At 62.9% G+C, this 20,752-nt stretch carries 15 protein-coding genes and 4 pseudogenes; 10 read left to right on the top strand and 9 right to left on the bottom strand.

Annotated features, from left to right (window positions below):
- Positions 1 to 146 precede the first annotated feature (146 nt).
- Entirely contained in the window at positions 147 to 1,265 is a 1,119-nt protein-coding gene (locus ESZ60_RS16185; RefSeq protein ID WP_167620187.1) for a glycosyltransferase family 2 protein, read from the top strand.
- Here ESZ60_RS16185 and ESZ60_RS16180 read toward each other — a convergent pair.
- From ESZ60_RS16180 to galE, 3 genes are read right to left on the bottom strand one after another with little or no spacing between them, the layout of a single operon-like run.
- Entirely contained in the window at positions 1,244 to 3,010 is a 1,767-nt protein-coding gene (locus tag ESZ60_RS16180; RefSeq protein WP_167620186.1) for an ABC transporter ATP-binding protein, read from the bottom strand. The two genes, ESZ60_RS16185 and ESZ60_RS16180, sit on opposite strands and share 22 nt — an antisense overlap.
- A complete protein-coding gene (locus ESZ60_RS16175) occupies positions 3,007 to 4,119 on the bottom strand; it encodes a glycosyltransferase family 2 protein (protein ID WP_167620185.1) in 1,113 nt (370 codons plus the stop codon). Before ESZ60_RS16175 ends, ESZ60_RS16180 begins: the two co-directional genes overlap by 4 nt.
- The gene (gene galE, locus ESZ60_RS16170) at positions 4,116 to 5,126 is read right to left on the bottom strand and encodes a UDP-glucose 4-epimerase GalE (RefSeq protein WP_134681759.1); all 1,011 of its coding nucleotides are present in this window, start codon (positions 5,124 to 5,126) and stop codon (positions 4,116 to 4,118) included. The genes ESZ60_RS16175 and galE overlap by 4 nt, the downstream gene beginning before the upstream one ends.
- A gap of 287 nt (positions 5,127 to 5,413) precedes the next feature.
- On the opposite strand from galE, the gene ESZ60_RS16165 reads away from it, so the two are divergent.
- Positions 5,414 to 6,886, top strand: coding sequence for a DUF3300 domain-containing protein (locus tag ESZ60_RS16165; protein ID WP_167620184.1), 1,473 nt, complete (start codon positions 5,414 to 5,416; stop codon positions 6,884 to 6,886).
- Complete coding sequence (locus ESZ60_RS16160) at positions 6,883 to 7,788, top strand: DUF2950 domain-containing protein (protein WP_134681757.1); 906 nt, start codon at positions 6,883 to 6,885, stop codon at positions 7,786 to 7,788. The genes ESZ60_RS16165 and ESZ60_RS16160 overlap by 4 nt, the downstream gene beginning before the upstream one ends.
- A 432-nt stretch (positions 7,789 to 8,220) precedes the next feature.
- On the opposite strand, the gene ESZ60_RS21385 is transcribed toward ESZ60_RS16160, so the two are convergent.
- Together ESZ60_RS21385 and ESZ60_RS21380 are read right to left on the bottom strand one after the other, a co-directional pair.
- Positions 8,221 to 8,415: a transposase gene (locus tag ESZ60_RS21385; RefSeq protein ID WP_245155733.1), complete on the bottom strand. Its 195-nt coding sequence runs from the start codon at positions 8,413 to 8,415 to the stop codon at positions 8,221 to 8,223.
- 45 nt (positions 8,416 to 8,460) lie between these two features.
- On the bottom strand, positions 8,461 to 8,844 hold the full coding sequence (locus ESZ60_RS21380; RefSeq protein WP_342365244.1) for a transposase: 384 nt from the start codon (positions 8,842 to 8,844) through the stop codon (positions 8,461 to 8,463).
- A gap of 377 nt (positions 8,845 to 9,221) precedes the next feature.
- On the opposite strand from ESZ60_RS21380, the gene ESZ60_RS16150 reads away from it, so the two are divergent.
- The 5 genes and pseudogenes from ESZ60_RS16150 to ESZ60_RS16135 all read left to right on the top strand — a co-directional run.
- Positions 9,222 to 10,355 (top strand): Gfo/Idh/MocA family protein, encoded by a 1,134-nt coding sequence (locus tag ESZ60_RS16150; RefSeq protein ID WP_134681756.1) that lies wholly within the window; start codon positions 9,222 to 9,224, stop codon positions 10,353 to 10,355.
- 8 nt (positions 10,356 to 10,363) lie between these two features.
- The gene (locus tag ESZ60_RS16145; protein WP_134681755.1) at positions 10,364 to 11,449 is read left to right on the top strand and encodes a Gfo/Idh/MocA family protein; all 1,086 of its coding nucleotides are present in this window, start codon (positions 10,364 to 10,366) and stop codon (positions 11,447 to 11,449) included.
- An 8-nt stretch (positions 11,450 to 11,457) separates the two neighbouring features.
- On the top strand, positions 11,458 to 12,690 hold the full coding sequence (locus ESZ60_RS16140; protein ID WP_245155732.1) for a glycosyltransferase family 4 protein: 1,233 nt from the start codon (positions 11,458 to 11,460) through the stop codon (positions 12,688 to 12,690).
- 567 nt (positions 12,691 to 13,257) lie between these two features.
- A pseudogene (locus ESZ60_RS21370) lies at positions 13,258 to 13,736 on the top strand (transposase); the annotation flags it as partial.
- A 272-nt stretch (positions 13,737 to 14,008) separates the two neighbouring features.
- Positions 14,009 to 14,182: pseudogene (locus ESZ60_RS16135) on the top strand (IS3 family transposase); the annotation flags it as partial.
- A gap of 159 nt (positions 14,183 to 14,341) precedes the next feature.
- Here ESZ60_RS16135 and ESZ60_RS16130 read toward each other — a convergent pair.
- Both ESZ60_RS16130 and ESZ60_RS21365 read right to left on the bottom strand, forming a co-directional pair.
- Positions 14,342 to 14,911: pseudogene (locus ESZ60_RS16130) on the bottom strand (IS110 family transposase); the annotation flags it as partial.
- An 875-nt stretch (positions 14,912 to 15,786) separates the two neighbouring features.
- Positions 15,787 to 15,963: pseudogene (locus tag ESZ60_RS21365) on the bottom strand (IS3 family transposase); the annotation flags it as partial.
- A 237-nt stretch (positions 15,964 to 16,200) separates the two neighbouring features.
- Here ESZ60_RS21365 and ESZ60_RS16125 point away from each other — a divergent pair.
- Both ESZ60_RS16125 and ESZ60_RS16120 read left to right on the top strand, forming a co-directional pair.
- Positions 16,201 to 17,706, top strand: a complete 1,506-nt coding sequence (locus tag ESZ60_RS16125) for a VOC family protein (protein ID WP_134681753.1) — start codon at positions 16,201 to 16,203, stop codon at positions 17,704 to 17,706.
- A gap of 228 nt (positions 17,707 to 17,934) precedes the next feature.
- Positions 17,935 to 18,126 carry a hypothetical protein gene (locus ESZ60_RS16120; protein WP_134681752.1) on the top strand — a complete coding sequence of 64 codons (192 nt, stop codon included), beginning with the start codon at positions 17,935 to 17,937 and terminating at the stop codon, positions 18,124 to 18,126.
- Between the two features lie 95 nt (positions 18,127 to 18,221).
- On the opposite strand, the gene ESZ60_RS16115 is transcribed toward ESZ60_RS16120, so the two are convergent.
- Both ESZ60_RS16115 and ESZ60_RS16110 read right to left on the bottom strand, forming a co-directional pair.
- Positions 18,222 to 18,884 carry a Crp/Fnr family transcriptional regulator gene (locus ESZ60_RS16115; protein ID WP_134681751.1) on the bottom strand — a complete coding sequence of 221 codons (663 nt, stop codon included), beginning with the start codon at positions 18,882 to 18,884 and terminating at the stop codon, positions 18,222 to 18,224.
- 247 nt (positions 18,885 to 19,131) lie between these two features.
- The gene (locus ESZ60_RS16110; RefSeq protein ID WP_134681750.1) at positions 19,132 to 20,637 is read right to left on the bottom strand and encodes a DASS family sodium-coupled anion symporter; all 1,506 of its coding nucleotides are present in this window, start codon (positions 20,635 to 20,637) and stop codon (positions 19,132 to 19,134) included.
- Positions 20,638 to 20,752: the final 115 nt, after the last annotated feature.

Here is a 20,752-nt window from a genome sequence, read left to right as displayed (position 1 = left end):
GACTTGGCTTTCATTACTGTTCCGCCAGCCGCCTTCGCGCAATGAATTTTCGACAGAAGCGGCTGCGTGATCCGCGATTGCGCGGACAGGGCCCGCTCGGTAGCCTGCGCAGCATCGACCTGGGCGCGCGGGAGAGACCGGAGCAGATGACCGAAACGTCCTTTCCTAACGTTTTGCCGGGCGGAGGGCAGCCGGAAGCTCCTCTGGTGTCCTGCATCGTGATTTTCCTGAATGGCGAAGACCATATCGCCCAGGCCATCGAAAGCGTGCGGGCGCAGAGCTATCCCAACTGGGAACTCATTCTGGTCGATGACGGCAGCAGCGACGGGGCCAGCGGCATCGCCCGGGACTATGCCACGCGCGAGCCGCATCGCATCCGCTATGCCGAGCATCCCGGCCACGAGAACCGGGGCATGAGCGCATCGCGCAATGCCGGGATTGCACTGGCGCGGGGCGACTATGTCGCTTTGCTCGACGCCGATGACATCTGGCTGCCCGAGCGGCTGGAACGACATGTCGCGGTCATGGAGGCCCATCCCCAAGCCGCGATGTCCATGTCGCCGACCCTTTACTGGTCCAGCTGGAACCGCAGAAGCCAGTCGCGCTTTCGCCCCTGGCGGTCGATGGACCTGCGCAATGATCTGGGCGTGCCGCCGCTGGTGCTACTGGAACCGCCCGATTTGGTGATCCAATATCTGGAAAGCCACGGAGCGGGGGTGCCGGGGATCTGCAGTCTGCTGATCCGGCGCGGCCCCTTGCTGGCCATCGGCGGTTTCGAGGACCAGTTCCGGACGCTCTATGAAGATCAGGCTTTCTACTTCAAGATCTTCCTGGCCTATCCGGTGATCGCCATTGACGAAGTGCTGGATTTTTACCGTCAGCACGACAATTCCGCCTGTGCCCAGGCCGCCGCAGCGGGGGGCGGCGACGCGGTGGCGCGCCCCGGCTTCCTGTCCTGGCTCGAAGGCTATTTCCAGCGGATGCAGGTCAGCGATCCGCGCATCTGGCAGGCCCTGCGCGACGAGCAGGAACGCTTTGACAACCCGGCGGCCTATGCAAGGCAAAACATCGCCAATGCGATTGTCGATCAGTGGAATGCCGAGACGCGGCAATTCGTGATCTGGGCCTGTCGCCCGGCTAACTATCAGCGCCTGCGCCGGATGTTTGGCCTGCAGGAATTCAAGGTTCTCTATACCGAGAACCCGGCCGCGATGGAGCGTCGCAGCCGCCTGCCTGACAGCGCTCAGGCAAGGGCGAAGGGCTGATCCTTCGGGGCCTCGATGCTGACGATCCGGTCGGCCCATTTCCGCGCTTCAGGCCGGTGGCTCACCACGATCAGGCTCCGTCCCGCCATCATCTCGCGGATGCGGCGGTGAATGCGATCCTCGCGCTCGGGTTCCAGAGCATTCATCGATTCGTCCAGGATCAGGATTTCGGGGTCGCGGATCAGCGCGCGGGCAAGGCCCAGCCGCTGCCTCTGCCCTCCGGACAGGCTCGAGCCTGCTGCCCCGATTGCCGTGTCGAAGCCCTGCGGCAAGGCCTCGATATCGGCAAGGATCTCGACCGCCGCGCAGATCTCGCGCAAGCGTTCGGCCGAGGCATCGGGGCGGCCGAAACGGATATTCTCGGCCACCGTGCCCTCGATCAATTCGACATCCTGCCCGGCCACGCTCAGCCGCCGCAACCAAAGCTGGCGCGGGATCGAGGCCAGATCGACCCCGTCAACGAGGATCCGTCCGCTATCGGGCTGGTAGAGCCGCAGCAACAGGTTCAGGACGGTGGTCTTGCCGGAACCGCTCGGACCCTGGATGAGCGTGCAGCCGGACAGGGGAATGGTGAAATTCAGCCCGCGCAGCTCGGCCAAGCCGCTTTCGGAATGGCGAAAGCTCAGCCCCTCGAAGCGGATTTCCTTGCCGCGCGCAAGATCGGCCCCCTCCGCCTCAGCCATATCACGCAGCGGGGCAAATGCGCTCAGCCAGGCATTGACCTCGTGGATCGAGGCGGATCGAGCCTGCAACTCCATCCGGCTTTCCAGAAGCTCCGCCAGATAGGGTTGCAGGCGCAGCAGCAGCAACGCCTCGGCGATCACCAATGGCGGGGTGACATCCAGCCATTGGGCGCTCAGCGCGATCAGGATCAAGAGCCCTGCCCCGAGCACTTGGCTGAGCGGGGCCGAGAGCGCGCGCAGCCGTTCCATCCGCGCGGCCGCCGTCCGCAGATTGCGCGACGCCTCGCCAAAGCGGCGCAGCAGATCATCTTCGCGGGCGAAAAGCCGCAGCGTCCGCATCCCGGTCAGGCTGACCAGCATCCGCTGCACCATGTGCTGATGCGCCGACAGGGTGGCGTCGCTCAGCCGCTCGACGGGACGCATCACCAGCCGCAACAGAAAAAGCGATGCGAGCCCGCCGGCGACGGCCAGCAGAGCGATTTTCCAGGACAGCAGCACCATGCCCGTCGCCAGAACAGAAATCGCGCAGAGATCGACCCCCATTCGCGCGACGCTGAGATAAGCGTCGCCGACATTCCAGCTTTCGGTTCCCAGCGTATGCATCAATGCGGCGGGATCGCGCTTCTGGACGACGCGATAGGGCGCGCAGATCAGTCGCGCATGAAGGAGATCGCGCATGCGCTCGGCCAGCCGGTTCAGGACGACCCCCAGCAGCGCCTGATTGGCATAGGTCAGCCCCGCCTGGCACAGGATCAGGCCAAAGAATACCGCCCCGATCACCGTGGGACTGTTTCCGACAAAGGCCACAAGTCGCGCATAGAGCCCGGCCAGCATTCCGCCCGCTGCCGCGATCTGCTCGCCCTGGTCGAGGATCGCGAAAAGCAGCATCACCGCAAAGCCCACGCCCAGCGTCTCGGCAATCGCCACTGCGGCTCCGAGCAGGATCACCAAAAGGATCAGCCAGCGTTGCCGACCAAAAATCTTGGAGAGTTCAAAGGTCGCCCGCAGCGTCGATCCCCGCTCGGAAGGCAAAGCCGGTTCGGACAGAGCTTCGGCGCTCACGCGACCCGCTCCCCGTCTTGCGCCGACCATGACGGGCCATCACGCCCTGATAAGGCGCGCCGGACCAGCCGGTCGGCCTCGTGCAGCCGCATCTCGTGACGTGGCGGCAGCAGCATCGGACGGGACCAGACCGCGCTTGTCGGGTCGGCGTCGGCAAAGTCCAACCCCAGGGCCGGGTCCGGCTTTCCCCCTGCCCCGCGACCGTGGCGCAGCCCGTGCCGCAGCACCCGCAGTGCCATTGCCGTCGTCGCGCCGGGCTGTTCATGCCAGAGCCGGGCCAGCAGCTTCAACGCGGCGACCGGATGGCCCGCCAGCGCGATCAGGGGCACGAAACCCACGACCCGAGCGCGGGCCTGATCGACGACCCAGCCGGGCAAGGCCGGATAGTCGCGCGCCACCATCTCGATGACGCGAAGATTCGAAGCGGCGGCGCGGCGCGCATCGCGCGACATGTTCGTCGCATGCATCCGGTAACCGACCAGCGCCTCACGGCAACATAAAGCGGGTCCAAAGCGCATCAGCTGCAATTGCATCAGCAGATCCTCGGCCCCTTCGACGCCCCATGCCCGCAGGCCCGGCTCATGGCCGCCCAGATGGCGCACGAACTCTGTTCTGGTCAGGATACTGCTGATGTTACTGAAGAAATTCGTCGCCATCTGCAAGCACAGCGTGTCGCCGCTCAGGTCGCTCAACGGGCGATGCGCCGGGATGATACGGTCCTGCGCATCAATCATCCGGTATCCGGCATAGACAAAGGCCGGAGGGGTCTCTGCCGCGGCATAAAGCGCAAGCTGCCTTGCAAGTTTCTCGGGATGCCACAAATCGTCGGCGTCGATCCAGGCGATGAACTCGCCCCGGGCGGAGGAAAGCGCGGCATTGCGCGCCTTGGCCACGCCGCCATTCCGTGTCCGGATCAGGCGCAGACGCGGGTCGCGCCGCGCCAGCGCCGCCCCGATCTCGCTGGTGCGGTCCCGTGAACCGTCATCGACGACCAGCACGTCCAGCGCCTGATGGCTCTGGTTCATGACGCTCTCGAGTGTGCGCGCCAGCGTCGCCTCGGCGTCATGGGCCGGGACGACGACCGAGACCAGAGGGCCGCCCGGCGTCACGATACCGCCTTGGCCCGGATTGCGCGGGCCTGCTCCCAGGCCACAGCGGTTGCGAGCATCCTGTCGAGGCTGCTGCAATCTGGCGTCCAATCCAGAATTCGCCGCAGGCGCGACGGATCCGCGGTGATCCGCGCAATATCTCCGGGACGCCGCGCGCCTTCGGTCACCACAAAGCGATGCGGGCCAAGCGCCAGCCCGGCGGCAATCACCTCGCGGACGGAATAGCCCCGCCCGCAGCCGCAATTCAGCACCGCGCTCGGGCCTCCGTCCAGCAGGTATTCGGCTGCCGACAGATGGGCCCGGGCAAGGTCCGAGACATGGATGAAATCGCGGATCGCCGTGCCATCGGGCGTGGCGTAATCGGTGCCATTGATCCGGACGAGGTCGCGCAGGCCCGCAGCGGCCTCGGCCACGATCTTGATCAGATGCTGCGCCCGATCGCCCGGCCCGGCCCGGCCCTGCGGATCGGCCCCAGCGACATTGAAATATCGCAGGATCACATGCCGCGTCCCGCTGGCCTGCCCGACATCCGCCAGCGCCCATTCCGCGGCCAGCTTGGCGCGGCCATAAGGCGACGCCGGACGCAGCGGGCAGGCTTCGTCGACCGGGACTTCGCCGGCCTCGCCATAGACCGCCGCGGTCGAGGAATGGACGATGGCCCCTACCCCGGCCCGCGCCGCCGCGGCGAAGAAACGCGCAGCCTGCCCGGTATTCGTGTCGTAATAGCCCCCCGGCAGGCGCACAGATTCATCGACGCTGGTTCTGGCCGCGAAATGCAGGACCACATCTGGCATATCGCGGGCGAGCAGCGCCGCCGTCTCATCCGCGCCTATGCCAAGCTCGTGAAAGACCACGCCCTTGGGCACGCGATCGCGATGCCCCATCGACAGGTCGTCGATCCCGGAAACCTGCCAGCCGGCATCCAGAAAGCACAGGGCGGCGTGGCTTCCGATATAGCCAGCAACGCCGGAAATCAGGGCGCGCCGCGCCGATCGCGTTGCAGTCATTTCCTGATCCAAAGAAAAATTTCCTGCGAATTTCAACCTGAGCTTAGCGAGGGATGAGCCCTGCCGCTATCGCTAATCTGTCGCTGCTGCCCCTCAGGCCGCTCGGATCCTGATCCGCGTCACAAGCCCGTTGGCGGATGGCAATTTTCGCAATAAGCTTGAAAGCGATCCGCGCGCGAAGCGGCTGGACTCTGGAAAGGCGCAGCATGCCTCACGGAACCGCCTGTCGACCATCTGTTGCAAAATCGGCCGGGCGGGGTGCAGTCGCGGCCCTTGTCCTGACCTCCATGGCCGGTCCCGTGTTGGCCCAGGATAGCCTGCCCTGCGGCAGCCCGCATGTCGTCGCCAGCGGCGAGACGCTGAGCCGTCTCGCGGCACGGGTCTACGGGGATTCCAATCTGTACGGCCTGATCCTCGAGGCGAATCGCGACGCGCTTGGCGGCCGGCCCGAGAACCTCGCGGTGGGGATGACGCTCGACATTCCCTGCGCCCGGATGCCCTCGGCCGAAATGCGTGCCGCGATCAGCGCCGAAGGCACGCTTTCTGCGGATGAGCTCGACACACTTTTCGGGGCGGTCGCATTGTTTCCCGACCCGCTTCTGACCCCCACGCTTGTCGCCACGACCTTTCCGCTGGACGTGGCAAAGGCGGGAAATTTCGTGGCGGCAAATGCCGGGGCCTCGGACAAGGAGCGTGCGAAACAGGCCGCCGCCGAGACCTGGGATGACAGCGTCCGCGAACTCGCCGCGGGCTTTCCCGATGTCGTCACGCGGATGAGCGACAATATCGACTGGACCGAGCAGGCGGGCGAGGCGGTGGTCGGGCAGACCGACGAGGTGCTGGCCTCGATCCAGCGGCTGCGCGGCAAGGCCGAGAAAATGGGTTTTCTCTCGGACAGCCCGGTCCAGAATGTCGAGACGGTCAATGACAAGATCCAGATCGCGCCCGCCGATCCCGGCGTGGTCTATGTCCCGACCTATGACAGCAATGTGGTCTATACCACCCCTGCCCCCTCTGGTCAGCCGCCCTATCACTATGGCTACAGCTATGCCGCCGACGATACCGACTGGGACGACATCCTGCTGACGGGGGGCGTACTGCTGGGCGGGGCGGTCATCCTTGACGAGATCTTTGACGACGACGATTGGCATGGCCGGGATGTCGATGACGATATCGACTGGGATCGTGGCGACATCACCATCGATCGCGGCGACCGCAATATCCAGCGTGGCGACATCAATATCGACCGGGATCGCGTGAATATCGACCGCGACAGGATCGGCGGCCAAGACCGTATCAGCATAGGTGCTGGCGACCGCCCGCGGATCGACCGCGGGAATATCCAACAGGCCATCGGCAATGGCCCGGATGGTCGCCCGAACCATCGCCCGATCGCCACCCCGGCCAATCGCGAGGCGGCTAAGAAAAAGATCGAGGCCCGCAAGGCATCGGGGGCAAAACCGGCGAACCTCGCGGCCGTCAAGAAAAAGGCCGGACAGGCGGCGGCCAAGCGCCAGCCCCCGGCAAACCGTCAGGCCCGGCCCGAGACGACACGGCGGCCGTCGGGGCAGCACGCCGCGCCGCGCGCGCATGTCTCGAAGCCCAAACAACACAAACTCCCCAAGGCCCATGCGCCCAGCCGACCCGCAAGCGCATTCCATCGGCCCTCGGGACCGCGCCCTTCGGCAGCAAGCCATCGCGGGCGCAGCAGCATGGGTTCGCGGCCGCGTGGCGGCGGCGGAAGAGGAGGAAGACGATGAAGGCGCTCTTGTCCGGCCTGATGCTGCTTGGCTCGGCCTCGCTGGCATATGCCGCGCCCCAGGTCTTTGCCAGCCCCGAGGCCGCCGTCGAGACCCTGGTCGCAGCCCTTGACGCCAAGGACCGGGCGCAGGTGCTCGCGATCTTCGGTGCCGAGAACGAAGATGTCGTCTCGACCGGCAACCCGGATGAGGATCGCGAGATCTGGGGCCAGTTCCTTGCCGACATGCATGTGATTCACCGGCTGGAGCCTGCTGGCCAAGACCGGCTGACCCTGATGGCCGGGCGCGAGATGTGGCCCTTTCCCGCCGATCTGGTCAAGGATGCCTCCGGCTGGAGCTTTGACGCCGAGGGCGCGCGCGAAGAGGTCCTGGCCCGCCGGATCGGCCGCAACGAATTGCAGGTCATCGCGCTTTTGCGCCGCGTCCCGCAGATCCAGTCGCACTACCGCCAAGCGGACCGGGACGGCGATGGGGTGCTGGAATTCGCGGCGTCGATCCTGTCCGCGCCGGGCCAGAAGGACGGCCTATACTGGCCCGCCGCCGCCGGCGAGGACCCCGCCCCATTCGATGAAAGCCTTGCCCGCGCCAGTTTCACCGGCTTCAGCGATGATGCGGGCGAGGACCGAGAGCCGGAACCCTATGAGGGCTATTACTTCCGCATCCTGCAGGGCCAAGGCCCCGCCGCGCCGGGCGGGAGCTATGACTACATGATCGGCGGGAACATGGTCGCGAGCCACGCGCTGGTGGCCTATCCCGCAGCCTATGGCGACAGCGGTATCATGAGCTTCATGGTCGGCGAGTCCGGCATTCTCTATCAGGCCGATCTAGGCCCCGAGACGCTGGACAAGGCCGCCGCGATCGAGCGCTTCGACCCCACGGCGGAATGGACGCCCGTCGATTAGGCCGGTCCCTGTAACGGCACCATGACGCTCCCTGACCGCAAGAAACCGCGCGATGGATGTCCAGACCGCGGGCGCGCTGATGACCGCGATCAACAGCTTGCCGCCTAGATGACCTCCGGGGTCAGAGTTCGTTGTTGATCATGGTCGGAAAATGACCGCCGCGGCGAGGAGAAAGGCGCATCGGGTCGCGACCTCAGAGGCGGATCACCACACAGTCCGGGGGCCGGCTTCCCGACGCTTTGCCAGTGGCTGAGGCAGCCGAACATGATCTCGATAGGTTTGCGTCCTTTGCAGCGGCGCCCGTTTACAAGGTTCTCTTTTGCCCCTTCCGGCCGGGCGCTTATATCTCTGTGCTTCAACACTGCGCGTCAGCGTCGTAGCCCGGTCTGCCAGCCGACAATCGGCCCGTCGGCAGAATGCTGAGCCGTGCCGCTACTCCCTTGTCATGGCCGAAAGGAAGACCTTCGGGCACTGGTCGTAGCGGGTGGCCACACGCCTCCAATCCTTGAGCCTTCCGCACATTATCTCGATGCGATTGCGCCGCTTGTATCGGCGTTTTTCGTGTTTGACAGGTGTCTTGCGCTTCTTTCGGCTGGGGATGCAGGCGCGTATCCCCTTGTCCTGCAACGCTTCTCTAAATCAGTCAGCGTCATAGCCACGATCCCCGAGCAGTCATTTGACGTTTGGGAGGCCGCTGAGCAATGCGCGTGCGCCGATGCAATCGCTGACCTGTCCGGCGGTGACGAACAGGTCGATCCGTCGTCCCTGACCGTGGCAGCGTGCAGCTTGGTGGTCATGCCGCCTTTGGTGCGACTGATCGGACGACCACGCCCCCTGTTTGGCGGCCATGCTGATCGCCGTTCGAGGGGCCTTGAGATATGTCGCGTCGATCATCACGGTCTTCTCTTCGCCGTGCTCAGCGGCCAGACCTGCCATCATCCTGGCAAAGATGCCGTTCTCGCTCCACCGCTTCCACCGGCTGTAGACCGTCTTATGCGCACCATAGGCGGCAGGAGCATCCCGCCAACGCAGGCCATTGCGATTGATGAAGATAATCCCGCTCAGAACCCGCCTGTCATCGACCCGAGGCTTACCATGAGGCTGGGGGAAGAAAGGGGCAGGCGCGCCATCTGCGCGTCGGTCAGCCAGAAAAGATCGCTCATGTCACCGCTCCGTCTTCGAGGCCGTGAATCATGCTGTTCGCGCGAAAACAATGCATCCTGACCCTAGCCCTTGAATCCTCTGCTCTCACCCGCAGATACCAGCTTGAATCATGCGTCGAGCCCCGTGAGAGTGGCTTTTGTCAACAGGACCTAGCAGACGGCGCAAAACAGAAAGTGGGTCGATCCTTGATGAAAATGCCAGGCCGGTTTTCAGTGACAATCAACAGGTACGATCGACATTCCTGACAAGAGAGAGTTGCAGGTAAAAACATGATCAGGGTTGGTATCATAGGCACCGGGTTTGTGGCCGATCTTTACATGCGGTCCTTTCAGCTTGGCACGAATTTCGAGCTGATCGGTGCTTTTGATCGGCGGCCCGATCGGCTTGCCCGGTTTTGCAGTTACTGGAAATTACCCCAGTTCGGCAGCCAGGAGGCCCTGCTTGACGCGATTGGCCCTGGCGGCATCCTGCTGAATCTAACCAACCCCTCCTCGCATTTCGCTATCGGCAAGGCCGGGCTTGAGGCCGGTTGTCATGTCTATACCGAAAAACCTTTGGCCATGACGCTTTCTGATGCACAGGCGCTTTGCAATCTGGCGCGCGATCGCAAGCTGATGCTGGCCTCAGCCCCCTGCAGCTTTCTTGGCGAAGCTGCGCAAACCGTCGGCGCGGCTGTTCGAGAAAACGTGGCGGGTAAGATACGGGTGATTTACGCCGATCTCGATGATGGTTTCATCCCACAGGCCCGCTACGCCGACTGGATCAGCGAAAGCGGTACGTCTTGGCCCGCTGAGGATGAATTCGAGGTAGGCTGCACACTGGAACACGCAGGCTATTACCTGACCTGGCTGATCTCGATCTTCGGTTCGATCCGCACCGTTGTGGCCGCGTCATCCCGACAGGTCGCCGATTTGCTGCCGGTTGAGAATCCCGCGCCGGATTTTTCCGTCGCAACATTGTTTTTTGAAAGCGGGGCCGTGGCTCGCCTGACATGCACGATCATCGGCCCGCACAATCATTCCCTGAAAATCATCGGCGACCGCGGGGTGATCGAACTGAACGAAGCGTGGAACAACGCGGCCAAGGTCCGTTTCCGCCGCCGTTTTAACCTGCGTCGCAGGCTGATGGAGGCGCCCATTGCCAAGCGATTGAAACTGGGCCGAGAAACTCATCCCAAGGTAGGCAGATGGGGCGCGGCCTCGATGAATTTTGCCCTAGGTGTCACCGAAATGGCAAATGCTATCGCCGAAGGCCGTCCCTCGCGCATGTCGATCGACCTGGCTCTGCATTTGACAGAGGTGACCCTTGCGATTCAGGGTGCGGGAGAAACCAAGGGCGCGCAGCAGATGGTGACGCGCTGTGAGCCGATTGCACCGATGCCCTGGGCCGAGACGCTGGGATGAAGGAATAAATGGCGGATCAGATCAGACTGGGAATTGTCGGCACTGGACGCATGGCCGCGCGGATGATGCAGGCCTTGGCCTCCGCCCCGGATTATTCGGTGCAGGCTGTCGCCTCGCGGAACACCGCCCGCGCGACGGAATTCGCCAGCGCATTTGGCATCCCGCGCGGGCTTGGCTCGATGGCGGAATTGGCCGGGCAGGCGGATGTGGATGCCATCTATGTTTGCTCGCGTCCGGGCGCGCACGTTGGCGATGCGCTGACGGCAATCGAGGCAGGCAAACCCGTGCTGGTGGAAAAGCCGCTGACCACCAATCTGGACGATGCCAGAAAGCTTGCTGAGGCGGCGCGGGACAAATCCTGTCTGCTGGTCGAAAACCTCTGGTGCCTGGCGCTCCCGGCCTACCGCAGGCTCAGCGAGCGGCTTAAAAGCCAGAGCTACGGCAAGCCCGTGCAGCTTCAATTTGCATTCGGCTATCCTGTCACACCCGCGACGCATGCGTCTTTGTTTGACCCTGAGGATGGCGGTGCGCTGCTGGATCGCGGCGTGTATGGCGTGTCTTTGGCCCTCCATCTGCTTGGTCCGATCGACGCGACCCGGGCCTGCGCACAGCGTGACCCGGCAGGCATCGACCTGACCAGTGACCTCAGCCTTCTGCACAGGTCGGGTGCAACCTCGCAGATCACCGTGGCACTGAATGCGCACACGTCCAACACGGCCACGGTTTCTTGCACGCATGGGGTCTTGCAGCTCGGCGCGCCGGTTGTCGGGTCGGAAACGCTTATGAGCTTAAAGATGAACCTCGAAACGGGCGATTCCACATCAGACGCCCTTCAGGGCCACCCGCCGGGACTCAGAGCACGCCTCAAGGCCAATCCGCTTTTGCGCAGGGTAAAGCGCCTGCGTGATGCCGCCGCCGGACAATTTCTGCCCTATGGTGCCGATCAATATGCCCCGATGCTAGACCATTTCCGCGATCTGGTCCGGGCAGGACGCAGCGAAAGCGGCCTCGTACCGCTTGAACTATCCCTCGCGGTTCAAAGCGTTCTGGATGAGGCACGCCGCCAGATCCGGGGGGGACGCCTATGCGCATAGGCTATCTGATGAACGCCTATCCGATGACCAGCACCACTTTTATCCGACGCGAGATTCACGCGATGGAAGAGCAGGGTGCTGAAATCAAACGCTACGCCATCCGCCCCTGGTCTGAAGCGCTGGTCGACGATCAGGACAAGGCCGAGAAGGACCTCACCTTCTATCTGCTGGTCGGACGTCTGCCCGCACTTCTGGGAGACTTTGTCAAAGAAACGGTCTCGAATCCTGCAGGCATGTGCCGCGCTTTCGCGACATGGGCAAAGTTGTTGCGCAATGCCGGACATGGGTTCGTGCCGCATGTGGCCTATCTGCTTGAAGCAGTCTCGCTCAAGCGCCGCGCTCTCCAGGACGGTATCAGCCATCTGCACACCCATTTCTCGACCAATTCCGCTGCTGTGGCGATGCTGTCCAAACACCTTGGGGGACCGGAATACAGCTTTACCGCCCACGGTCCGGACGAATTTGTCGATTGGAACCGGTCCTCTCTGGGGTTGAAAGTGGCCGAGGCGCGCTTCGTCATCGCCATTTCCAATTACTGCAGGGTGCAATTGGCCCGGGCAGCGGGGATGGGCTACTGGGATAAGCTGCACATCGTCGGTTGCGGTATCGATGTCGATGAATTTGCCCCGAGCGAGGCGCCCTTTGACGAAACGGCACCCTTTGTTTCGGTCGGGCGGCTATGTCCGCAAAAGGCGCATACGCTGGTGGTTGAGGCCGTCGCGAAAGTGGCTGCCACCCATCCCGAAGTCCGCGTCATCGTGATTGGCGATGGCGACTTCCGGCCCGAAGTCGAAGCCGCCATCGCCCGTCACGATGTCGCCGAAAACGTCACTCTGATGGGGTGGCGCGACAATCAGACCGTCAGGGCCGAATTGGGACGTGCCCGCGCGCTTCTGTTGCCCAGCTTCGCAGAAGGTCTGCCGGTCGTTATAATGGAGGCCCTTGCTCTGGGCCGACCGGCCATATCTACGTATATTGCGGGCATTCCCGAGCTGGTCGATGACGATTGCGGCTGGATCATCCCTGCCGGATCGATGGACGAGATCGCCAGGTCGATGGAGGCGGCGCTGACCACCGCACCGGCTCGGCTCAAGGTCATGGGCCAAGAGGGCCGACGACGTGTCCTGAAGCGCCACGACATCCGTGCAAACTCGGCGGCATTGCTAGAGTTGATTAAAAGGAGCCCGTATCCCGCAGCGAAGGCTAAGTCCGGCGCCGCTTCAGAGCGCAGAAGCCGGTGACAGAGCGCACCAGGGTATATTGGGCCTTCCTCGATGAAGTTCCCATTATGAAATAATGGTAACGGTGAGCGTTGTTGCGTAAATCGGGTTGGGGATTACTCTCGTGAATTCAGAGCGAAATCTGGCAGGCATGAGCAGGCCCACACCCCTTAGCTACAAAATCAGAACTGGGCGGCCTAAAACGAAGTGCTCAAGCGTCCCGGCTCGTTGACGATATGATTCGATCACGACAGGGCAGGTTATGCCGACCGGCAAGCCTGGCCGACAGCGGGCTCATAGTGATCATGCCCTCCAGACCTTCCCGACGATAATAGCGCTGTTCGGCTTGGCGCTCCGATAGACGAAACCGCGAGCGCATCCTGCGCCTCAATGCAGACCACCGGCAGACCGATCCGCTGTTCATGTCAGAGCCAGCTTGATGGCGCCGCTCCCGAAGCCAGCCCTTCTGCCAGCGCTGCCTTCTTTGCCAGAATTGCAAGCAGCGCTCCTCGATCCGAACGGCGTTGTAGCAGAACTTGCCGATCTACAGCATTCACCAAGCGATTTCTGTAGGTTAAACGTCTTAGTATGACGAAGTCCGCACCAGCCCACTACCGCAGGAAGAACTGGAAGCTCTCCAACGATAGCTTGATGAGGCGTAGGCCATTGGGGGCCTGGCTGGACAAGCACATGGCTTGGCTTGCCCTCAAGGCGGGTTGTCCGGCGCGTCCGCCGGTGTTCAGCAATGCTGGAATGGAGTTCTGCCTGATGGTTACGTGTGAGGGCGCCGGAAAACCACCCGGTGGACTGTTTTCATCCCTGCACGGGCGAAGCCCTGGCACGGTTCGGCCTTCCGCTGCAACAGACGACTGGAATGTTGGGCCGTATCATCAAGATGGCCGCACTTGACTGGCCCGTGCCCGACTGTTCCACTGAGCCGCAGACAGCGAAAGATCACGGTCCAGATTACGAACCGCCGCGGCTCGGGGCCTCTCAAGCTCTTGGTCGACACTGAGCCATCGAGGCGCCATCGGCTCAAGCGCGATGGCGAACGGATCGCGCAACGGGATCCCGATCGTCAGACTGCCGAAATCCTCACTCTTCGCAACCTCTCGCGGACCAGTGGCGTTCGCCTGCGAAGTCATGAACCGCTTCACCCTCGGCCCTGCCGAAATTGAGCGCGACGCCTGAACCCAATGAGGAAAGGGAGAACTCCGACCCAGCTCTGAGTCCTGCAAAATGCCGAATAGACTTGGCCCGGCTTGCGAAGATCACGCGGCCAACCTCGTCGAAAACACTGACCGCAATTGTCTTCTGCCAGACAGCTGCCGATTTCGTCCGTATCTTGGCCGTGATCAACGACTGCCCGAGACAGTGTTTGCGCCTCGTGGCGGACACCAGTCTGTCCGGTACGCGGGTTGCCCGGGAACTCTGCACCCTGATCCGGATCTACAGCAAGCCCGGTACCATAGGGGCCGACGATGTCCTAGCTCGGGAAGGTAACGCGGTTTTGGGCGTCAGGTCACGGGGCATCCGAGCGAACGGGTGCCATAAGAATAGTCGCCAGGCTGGCTCCGCCGTCAGGAATTGGTCTCTGCCATTGGAGGAGAATCAGGAAAGGCCCCGGTGGGGCGTTTCCCCGACGACGCCGAACATTATCTACGAGGTCGCGTCATGCGCCTCCCCGGCCCTTTGAGAGAGAGGTCCTTTCGCCTGGGCTCGTCCGTTCGAAGAAGGGCGGTAGGGTTCGCCGGATTTGATCACGGCGTGAAGGGTGCGGGCCATCTTTGCAGCGGTGGCGGTGTAGGCCTGGCGGCGCAGATCTGGATTGTGGCGATCCTGCCCGATGTCGCGCTCGAATGCCAGCCACAACGTACGGCGCAGGCGAGCATTGCCATATTTGGAGATCTTGATCCGGCCGCGCAGAAACTGACGGAGACAACATGAGGGCCTTCTAGACCTTGGGTCCAACCCCCGCCCACGCGGCCTTGGCGAACTCCTCCCTGGTCAACGCTGAGATCATATGCGGAGAAGGAAACATCTCGAGAAAGGCCAGGAACCAGTCCATGCGCGAGCTACGATGGAAACGGCCGGCTTCCGGAAAGTAAAGCGGCAGATAGTGGGTCAAGATGCGGTGCCACAGCTCAGCCTTGGTCCTCGACGCTGCATCATGGGTCTTGGCCAACTCCTGAATGTCGTGCGTGCCAGCCACAATCGGGTCCTGAAAGATCCGCACCGCGCCGGAGATCTTCGACAGCTTGGACGACGCATGGCGCAAACTGGCGCTCTGGCTTGACGACTGCAGCACTTATGGACCGAGTTCTAGGCGGTTTCACCAACCCGCCGCCGTGACCAACGCCGGAAACTCCGGCTTCAGACGGTCCAAAATTGGTAGGCGGGGCAAACCAATCCAGAATCCCGTTATGAATGTGGGAACAGCAGGGGGCAGGTCGATAGAACCAGCAACCTGATGACCGTAAGAGAGGTGAAGCCGTTTGCCACGACTGGTTCGGCTTCGTGGTTTCTTTCTGGACTCCTCGCCAGCCGCGATCACGAGATGCGCCGGAAGCTTCTGAGACGAAGTAGCTTTTCCTGTCTGAAACGCCGGACCAGCTGCTGCGGCGACAGGTCCTTCGGGCCTTGCCCTCTGGCCAAGGGCGGGCAGGCCCTCACCGTCCAGGGCCATCTCAACATACCTTTATCTGGGATGCGGTTCCGACCCGGCCTGGCCAGCTTGCCGATCCTCGAGTCGCTCGGGGCCGACTGTCACCTAGCGATCATACCAACATGAGACAGGTAGGGGGTTGGATTACCGGCTTCGCCAAGATGCGCCACCTGCCGGATGATTTCGATTTTCTCTGAAGAATGGTATCTCCTGCGTCGTCGCCACTGTTTGCGCACTCTCTTGAAACCAATGGCCTTCGTGGCCTCTCCGATCCTGCTTTTATTGCCAATCGCTTCTCAAGTTTAAGGTCCGCGACCACTTTTTTTAGCGCAGCCGCCCCGGGCGGGCATGCGCTTCACCTCAACGCTATTTGGCTGCCGGGCCGGGGCGCCCCCCCACGCGTCTCTTTCCGTTCGGCATGGCCTCGGACCGATGGTGGCTCATGCCTCGATGAGAAACTCTCTCGACCACCTGAAACAGACGCTCTGGGCTAACCCTTCTCGCCGGCACGACTCGGCGATGCTGTCTTCACCGCGCAAGCAGGCCGGGATGATCCGGAGCGTTTCCTCTTCCAAGTGGGCCTTTCGGGTCGTGCGGCGAATATCATTGCCGCGCGAAAATCCTGGCACCTTTCGATGCGCGGGGGAATGTGTTGAATGTTGTTCTCCGGTCGGGTCAGGCTGCGATGTGCCGACCGTCGCACCGCGTTCAAGGGCGTGTTCTTCGACGCCCTTCTGATGGACAAGATTTTCGATGTGGATCTTGGGACGCTCTGTTTTCCCCGAATGTGCCGAACCACGCCAGCCCATTGCCCGAAGGTTTCGGCAAGGATATCAAGAACGCAGCAGCAACCGCAGGACAGGGCCATGACCACCGGTATCCACCATGTCACGGCAATCACGGCGAATGTGCAGAGGAATGTCGATTTCTATGTCGGGTTTCTGGGGCTTCGCCTTGTGAAGCAAACCGGGGGTTATGAGGATGCCCGGCAGCTTCATCTCTTTTACGGTGATCCTCTGGGCAGCCCCGGCTCGCTGGTAACTTTTCTCGTCTGGGAGGCCGGCGCGCGCGGGCGCACCGGCCTTGGAGTGGTCTCCGAAATCGCTTTCTCGGTCCCTCAGGATTCGATGGGGGACTGGTTGACGCGGGCGATTACGGCTGGCATCCCCGTCACCGGCCCCACGCGCGAGATGGGCGAAGCGGTCTTGCGGCTGCGCGACCCGGACGGAATCGTCGTCAAGCTGGTGGGAATGGAGATGCCTCCGGCATCCGCGCCGCATCGCATCCACAGCGTGACGATCCTGACCGAGGATGCCCGGCAGACCGCCGATTTCATCGCCCGTTTCGGTTATGCCGAGGCATCGCGTGACGGCCCTTTCCTCCGGATGAGATCCGACACGGATTTTGTCGATATTCGCGCCTCGAAAGGCTTCGTGCCGGCAATTCCGGGGACGGGGATGTTCGATCATGTGGCATTTCGCGCCAACAATGTCGAAGCCGTCCAGGCGATGCGTCTTGCCCTGAAGGGGCATGAGGGGGTCACGAACGTCCATGACCGCAAGTATTTTCTGTCGCTCTATGTCCGCGAGCCGATGGGAACCCTGCTTGAATACGCGACTGACGGGCCGGGTTTCGCGGTCGATGAGGCCCCCGACGATCTGGGCGGGACTCTCATGATCCCTCCTCAGGACAACGCGCAGGCCGAGGATCTGCGCGTCATGCTGCCGCAATTCGCGCTGCCGGGCGCGCCGCGGATTCCCATGCGCGATCTGCCCTTCATCCATCGGTTTCACGTCCCGAATGACCCCGACGATTCGGCCATCCTGCTGCTGCACGGCTCGGGTGGCGACGAATCCGATCTGATGCCGCTGGCGCACCGTCTGAACCCACGGGCCCGATTGCTGGGGGTGCGCGGACGATCGAACGAAGAAGGCGTCAATCGCTGGTTCCGTCGCCTTGACGCCACGCGCTATGACCAGAGCGATATCCGCGCCGAGGCCGAGGCCTTTGCCGATTTCATCGCCAGCGCCAGCCGGGCCTATGGCCTCAACCCCGAGCGATTGCTGTTTCTGGGCTATTCCAATGGCGCCAATCTGCTGGCCGCGTTTCTGCGTCTGCAGCCGGGCTTGGTCAAGCGGGCCATTTTATTGCGCGCCGTCGATGTGCTCGATGACCCGCCCTCGGCAAATCTGCCGGATGTCCGGATCCTGCTGATAACGGGACAAGACGATCCGCTGGCCGAAAAGGCCCTGCCGCTCGAACCTGCCCTGCGGATGACGGGCGCGGATCTGGTGGCCTGCACGATCCCTGCCGGACATGATATCTCGGCCGAGGACCTGGATAGGGCAAGGGTATGGCTCGCCGCTGACTGAAACGAGTTGGGCTTGCGGGAGAAGTCGGACAGATCGGCTTGCCTTGCACAGTCCCGCACAGCAGAACTTGCGCGGCGCGAGCGCTGGCAATACCGTAACCGGCGCAGCGGATGAGGACGCGTTTCCGGGTCGCGCCCAACTATTCCGGCCCTGCGCCGCGCGGGACAAGCAGAGGGAAAACCTCGGCGGCCCAGACCGGGCCGCCGCGTCAGACAGTGGCGCTCAGCGTTGGTTCGGGCGCTCGTCTTTTTGTTGGTCCTGCCCTTGGCGCTGACCTTGCCGCTGATCCTCGCGCTGGTCGCCTTGCTGGCCACCGCCGCCTTCTTGACCTCCCTGCTGGTTCCGGCGCTGCTCCTGGTCATTGCCCTGGTTCTGGTCGCGATCCTGGTCCTGAGACATTTCCTCTCCTCCAGCGCCTGAAATGGCGCGGATCATGTAACCGGCGGTTGAGAGGGATTGTTCCAGAAATCCTGCCATCAGTTTTGGCAAGGCGACCGGCACCCGCCGGGATGGCATCACTGTGTTGCCCTGACCTCATGCAGCCTGTCGCGGTCAATGATGCGGATCTCGCCCCGGCCGAATTCGATCGCGCCATTTTCGCGAAGCTGTCTCAGTCGCAGATTGACCGTCTGGCGTGTGCAGCCCGCCAATGTGGCAATGTAGCTCTGGCTGACGCAAAGCCGGGGCTGGGCCGGGCTGGTCAATTCGCGCAGATAATGGTCGATCCGCTGATCCGCCGTCATGAAGTTGTCGACCGAGCGCTGACGGTTGTCCCGCACCAGCCGCTCATGCAGCAGGGCGGCAAGGTTGCGGATCAGCTGGGCCAGCGGCAGATGCCGGAACAGCACGTCTGGCGTGCAGACCAGAAGACGGGCGCCGCTCTGCGCTTTGCAGGTCGCGGCGCAATCCCGGCCGGACAGGGCCTCGACCTCGCCCAGAACCTCGCCGGGGCTGGCGATATGAACCACGATGGAATTGCCTTCGGGATCGAGATAGCTGACCTCGACCTGCCCCTCGGCGATGATAAAGAAAATCTCGGTCGAAAGGCCCTGTTGCAGGATGTCCTTGGCGTCGGGAAAGCTGCGGCTGGGGCAATCTGCAAGAAATGCCTGTCTCTGCGGTTCGGAGATGCCCTGGAGCAGACCGTTGTCCAGCTGGTGACGCAGAATTCCGTCCATGAAGATGTCGGCCCCGAGATGAAACTGTCCTTGGCCGCGAGCAGAAGGAACAAGCCGGGCCGACCCGTGCCATCAACGCATATGGAGCAGGGCGACGCAAGTCGCCCCACTCATCAGCAGACCAGAACCGTTACACTCGTTACGCAGAACGCCCACCACGACATCCTGATGCTAGCCTAGCCCCGGCCGGGTCGCGGACATGTCGGCTGCCCGACAGTCAGGGCAAAAAATTCCGGTCACGCCCATCCTACCAATAGCCGAGCAGCTTCCACCAAGCCCCGCCGATCACGGCGTAGACGGCAAGTTCGATCACGCACATTGCAAGCCCGACGCCCCACCAGCGCCCCAATCCGACATAACCGCTGCCAAAGATGATCGGCGAGGTTCCGGTGGCGTAATGGGTCAGGGACATCATGATGGTCGAGCCCGCCACCATCATCAGGATGAAAAGCCCGTGGTAATCGGCGGGCACGAGCTGCACGCCCACGCTCAGAAAGGCAAGCATCATGGCCGAGATATGTGCCGTCGTGCTGGCAAAGAAATAATGCGAGAAAACAAAGACCAGGACCAGAACCGCCGCTGCGGCGGGCCAAGCCAGCCCGGCGCCCAGGATGGCGTCGCGCAACAGGTCCGAGAACCATGTGATCACGCCCAGCTTGTTCAGTTGTTCTGCCAGCATGACGAGCGCGCCGAACCAGATCAGCGTGTCCCATGCGGTCTTCTCGGCCAGCACATCGTCCCAAGAGATCGTTCCGGTGATGATCAGCGCGAAAAGCCCGACGAAGGCCGTGGCGGTCGGGTCCATGCTCAGCGCCGGCCCAAAGAGCATCGCGGGCACATTGGCCCAAAGCAGAAGCAGCAGCGCGAAAACCGCGATCATGGTCCATTCTCCGCCGGAAAGCGGGCCCATCCGGTCAAGCGCGCTGCGGGCGAATTGCACCGCCTGCGGCGTCTGTTTGAGTTCGGGCGGCGAAAGCAGCAAGATCGCCAGCGGCATGAGCAACAGGCAGACCAGCCCCGGCACGAGCATCGCAAACGCCCAAGCCGTCCATGTGAATTGCAGGCTCCCGCCCGAGGCGCGGGCGACGTAATCCACGACCAGCGGATTGGGCGCGGTCGCGGTGATGAACATTCCCGAGGTGATGGGGTTCGAATGCATGTTCACGAGCGCAAGATAGGTCCCGATCCGGCCCTGGGTGCCTTCCGCGGGCTCGGACCGAAAGGCGGTGGCGATGGATCGCATGATCGGATGCACGATGCCTCCGCCGCGCGCCGTATTGCTGGGGGTAAAGGGCGCAAGCACCAGTTCGCAGGCCGCCAGACCATAGCCGATGCCCAAAGTGCGCCGACCGAGCGCCTTTATGAAGAGCAGGCCGATTCGATTGCCCAGCCCGGTCTTTTTCAGCCCCCGGGAAATCAGGATCGCCACGACGATCAGCCAGATCAGCGCGCTTGAAAAGCTCGACAGGGCGTCCGCGACCGCGCCGCGCGAACTGTCCGACGTGACCTGCGACACCGAGACGATCACGATGGCCATCAGCGCCATCACCCCGATCGGCATCACCTTGAGGATGATGGCGACGATCGTCGTCAGAAAGATCGCGACCAGATCCCATGCCTCGGGGGTCAGCCCATCAGGTGTGGGGGTAAGCAACAGCCCGACCAGCACGGCGGTCGCGGCAAGCGCCGGCCGGAGGCGAAACGGGATCGTGCGGTGGAAATAGCGGAAAATGGCCTGGATCTTGCGGGACATTGTCTCTCCTGCATCAGTCCGGACGCGGCCGGGCTTCACCGCGCGGCCGCGGAAAAAGTCAACCCAACTGCAAGAGGTCGCCCCCGCCAAGTCTAACCCAGGCGAGGGCGCGGTA

The sequence above is a fragment of the Paracoccus ravus genome, from assembly GCF_004522175.1.
Taxonomy (GTDB): Bacteria; Pseudomonadota; Alphaproteobacteria; order Rhodobacterales; family Rhodobacteraceae; genus Paracoccus; species Paracoccus ravus.
The sequence above is the reverse complement of the archived record's forward strand: the minus strand, read 5'-3'. Positions and strand labels throughout refer to the sequence as shown.

What these genes read in the sequence shown, in the direction of transcription:
- ESZ60_RS16185 (WP_167620187.1), top strand. Translation starts at nt 147, where the DNA reads ATGACCGAAACGTCCTTTCCTAACGTTTTGCCGGGCGGAGGGCAGCCG.
- galE (WP_134681759.1), bottom strand. Translation starts at nt 5,126, where the DNA reads ATGACTGCAACGCGATCGGCGCGGCGCGCCCTGATTTCCGGCGTTGCT.
- ESZ60_RS16165 (WP_167620184.1), top strand. Translation starts at nt 5,414, where the DNA reads ATGGCCGGTCCCGTGTTGGCCCAGGATAGCCTGCCCTGCGGCAGCCCG.
- ESZ60_RS16160 (WP_134681757.1), top strand. Translation starts at nt 6,883, where the DNA reads ATGAAGGCGCTCTTGTCCGGCCTGATGCTGCTTGGCTCGGCCTCGCTG.
- ESZ60_RS16150 (WP_134681756.1), top strand. Translation starts at nt 9,222, where the DNA reads ATGATCAGGGTTGGTATCATAGGCACCGGGTTTGTGGCCGATCTTTAC.
- ESZ60_RS16145 (WP_134681755.1), top strand. Translation starts at nt 10,364, where the DNA reads ATGGCGGATCAGATCAGACTGGGAATTGTCGGCACTGGACGCATGGCC.
- ESZ60_RS16140 (WP_245155732.1), top strand. Translation starts at nt 11,458, where the DNA reads ATGAACGCCTATCCGATGACCAGCACCACTTTTATCCGACGCGAGATT.
- ESZ60_RS16125 (WP_134681753.1), top strand. Translation starts at nt 16,201, where the DNA reads ATGACCACCGGTATCCACCATGTCACGGCAATCACGGCGAATGTGCAG.
- ESZ60_RS16115 (WP_134681751.1), bottom strand. Translation starts at nt 18,884, where the DNA reads ATGGACGGAATTCTGCGTCACCAGCTGGACAACGGTCTGCTCCAGGGC.
- ESZ60_RS16110 (WP_134681750.1), bottom strand. Translation starts at nt 20,637, where the DNA reads ATGTCCCGCAAGATCCAGGCCATTTTCCGCTATTTCCACCGCACGATC.